This window comes from Mucilaginibacter sp. P4_G9 (genome assembly GCF_056400985.1).
Map to the genome: position 1 here is coordinate 1 of NZ_JBFUKF010000504.1, position 3,177 is coordinate 3,177.

A 3,177-nucleotide genomic window follows, 5' to 3' on the forward strand; every position below is an offset into this window, starting at 1 on the left:
TGATAATATAGTGCCCACTTTAGGATTAAAAAGGGTAGCCAGCGAATCGGCCGATTCAAGGATCACCTTTTTATATGCCGGATTTTTGGTAAGGCGATAACCGTTACCAAAGCTATTGTTGATCTGGAACCCCAGGTCGTGATCAAAACCACTGTGGTTGGAGAGGGGCGTTAATTGGCGCGTATATTTATCAGCAGCAATTTTCCATTTTGCATCATGTGTCCCCTGGTATAAATACCATAGCACTCCCGGCCAAAAACCGCTGCACCAATCATGGTAACTTACACATTTCCAGGCAGTATTGCCATTTGCAATATTGCGTGGCAAATTTGCCGCCGAATCGGAAGAGACTTCTTTTAATGTTTTAGTTGCCTGCTTTGCACAGTACAAAATCTCTTTTCCGGGCGAAAACCTGCTTTGAGCAAATGCTAAACCGGCAAATGACCAAATCAGTATACATAAACCTGCCTTTTTTAAATTATTATTAATCATTTTTTTTAATCAATACTGTTCTTTTTCGCATTTCATATACCTGGATATTTAGGCAGGAGATATTGGGATTTAGTTTTTACTGCCGCATTTAAAGCTCCAGTAAATACACTTCCCGGTGTCAATTGGCAATTCAAACATAATGCAATCTAAAACGTTTTAAGTTGGATTTAATCATAAATATTTACTCCAACGTTGTAGTTTAATAAGGCGAGACTTAAGTCGGGAATAATCGATATAAGATCAAGAAAAAGAGTAGAAAAAACGAGAAAAAGAGTAGAAAAATCAAGAAAAATGAAGGATCAAATAAAAACCTTATTTTGATCAGTGGTAGAACTCCGGATATGCAGAATTGCGGGAACAACGATTTGCTTTTTTGCCCGTTCCTCAACGTTGTTATCAATTTGTTCAAGCAGTAAGTTCACCAGCTCTTCAGACATTTTGGCCACCGGCTGAGCTACGGCGGTTATGCCCGGAGTAAACAATTTAAAAACTTCATGGTCATCAAATGAAACCACCCCTATATCCCGCGGGACAGACATGCCCATCTCCTTAAGCACCTCCAGGCCTTTAAGGGTAAGGTAACTTGTGCCAAAAAACAAGGCATCTATCTGCGGGTTGTTTTTTATCAGCGCCGCTATTTCATGAACAGCATCCTGCTCAACTTTGGCGTAAACTATTTTTGTAACGCAGGGAGCCAGACCGGTTTCCTGTAAGGCATCCAGGTAGCCCGTTAACCGGTCTGACATTTGGGTTTGATCCGATTCAAGGGTTATAAAGGCAATGTTCTTGTATTGTTGATCTATCAGCAGTTTAACCGCCTGGTATGTACTATCCAGGTTATCAATAACAACCTGGTCTGTTTCAATGGTTTTGTAATAACGATCGAACAAAACCAGTGGAATATTATCACTTAAAAGGCTCTTTATATCGCTTTCAAGTCCGCCGGAGGGAGCAATTATAAATCCATCAACGTGACGGTCTTTAAACAGGCCGATGAGTTCGCGGGTTTTGTCCGGGTCATTCTTGGTACTGCCATAAATTATTTTGTAACCACGCAGATTAGCGAGTTCTTCAACAAAACCCGCTATGGATGAAAAAAAGGGGTCGGCAATATTTTCAATCAGCAAACAAATGATCTTGGTTTTGCCGGTTCGTAAACTTTTGGCCAGCAGGTTTGGCTTATACCCTATTTCGTCTACATATTTCAGTACTTTTTCAGTTAGTACCGCGCTTAGCCCAACATCTTTTGATTTTCCGTTTAAGATAAGGGAAACCGTTGTAATAGAGATGTTTAAATGCGACGCAATATCTTTTATTGAAACCTTTTTTTTCATTTAACTGAAATTACGCGGTACATGTTAACCAAAGCTTATCATTGTTTTTTGCCGGCCGGAACCTGCTTTAAAAGCCAGGCCGAAATATCATTGGCAGCCTTATCATTCTCATATCCGGCGGGTAAACGCCCGTTTGTGTATTCGTTGTAAAGCCATGGATCGCCAATGGCCAATACCGTCCCTTTACCAAACTTAGCCCTGGCAATTATTGTTTGCCCGTTTTTAGCTAACACCGCTTCTGCGGGGGATTGGGTGCTAATGGAACAAACATCCTTCATAAATATTTTTTGCGCTGTTTTAAATAACGGATTACCGGTGGCATTAATGGCACCTTCTTCAAAGTGGTTATCATCAATCACATGGTTTTGAAGATCGTTATTAAAATGCATGCCAAATTTTGCGGCCAGCAGGTTAAAGTGAGGCAGCTCTACATTTGCGCTGTCGTTAGCCAGCATTACCAGCACACCGCCGCCTTTTACCCATGAGGCCACGGCTTCGGCATCTGCCTGGGTTATATAATTGGGTTTGGGACTTTCCTTTTTGGTATCCGGATCAACAATAATATATATGGCCGTTCCTTTTAAATTGGCTTTGGTTGGCGCGGTAACCAGGGAATCTAAAGTTGCGCCGTATTTTTTAAATGCATCGCCCCATATGGAATAACCTGTATTTTGTTTTTCTTCCCACAGGTAATGGAAACGCTGCGGTTGCCCGGCAACTGCATGAACCTCGCGGTTGTAGTAATAATCCAGTTTAACAACCTGTGACTTTGCTTCGTATACTCCCTGGCCAAACAGCAGTATACATATCAACCTTTTTGCAAACATCCTGTAATTCATATATAATTAAAGCGTTATCGTTGTTTATTAATACTATTATAATTGGTTACCAAATGTATTGCCGAATGCTCTTTTTTATGCCATAAGGGCAAAAATTATTTACTACATCGATTGAGTGCAAAACCTGTATGCTCAATAAAAGCAACGTAGTTATTTTTTACTGTTGTTGAAATGGGGGCAGGGAGGCAATCGCGAACTGTGCAGGTCCACCCTGTATAGCATGCGATTGCTTCGTACCTCGCAATGACATAGATTATATTAAAAAATAGCACTGAAAATCAGCGACTTATAAACACGTCATTGCGAGTAACTATCAGGTAAGAACCTGAAAAAAATCGTGATGACGGGTTTACTTATGCAAGTAGTTGGCCTGTCACCCTGAGCCTGTCGAAGCATAGCGGGCAAAGGCCCCTCCGCACGAGTCTTCGACAGGCTCAGACTGACAGGCCTTTACACCTTGAAAGTCTAATACGTCATGGGTAGGTACGAAGCAATCCCAAACTATACAGATC

2 protein-coding genes and 1 pseudogene are annotated in these 3,177 nt (G+C 41.3%); all 3 read right to left on the minus strand.

Annotated elements, in window-relative coordinates:
* A pseudogene (locus tag AC1DPZ_RS24515) lies at positions 1-492 on the minus strand (glycoside hydrolase family 88 protein); the annotation flags it as partial.
* Positions 493-791: 299 nt separating this feature from the next.
* Positions 792-1,826, minus strand: a complete 1,035-nt coding sequence (locus AC1DPZ_RS24520; RefSeq protein WP_477408403.1) for a LacI family DNA-binding transcriptional regulator — start codon at positions 1,824-1,826, stop codon at positions 792-794.
* A gap of 38 nt (positions 1,827-1,864) precedes the next feature.
* Positions 1,865-2,665, minus strand: a complete 801-nt coding sequence (locus tag AC1DPZ_RS24525) for a DUF4350 domain-containing protein (RefSeq protein WP_477408405.1) — start codon at positions 2,663-2,665, stop codon at positions 1,865-1,867.
* Positions 2,666-3,177 lie beyond the last annotated feature (512 nt).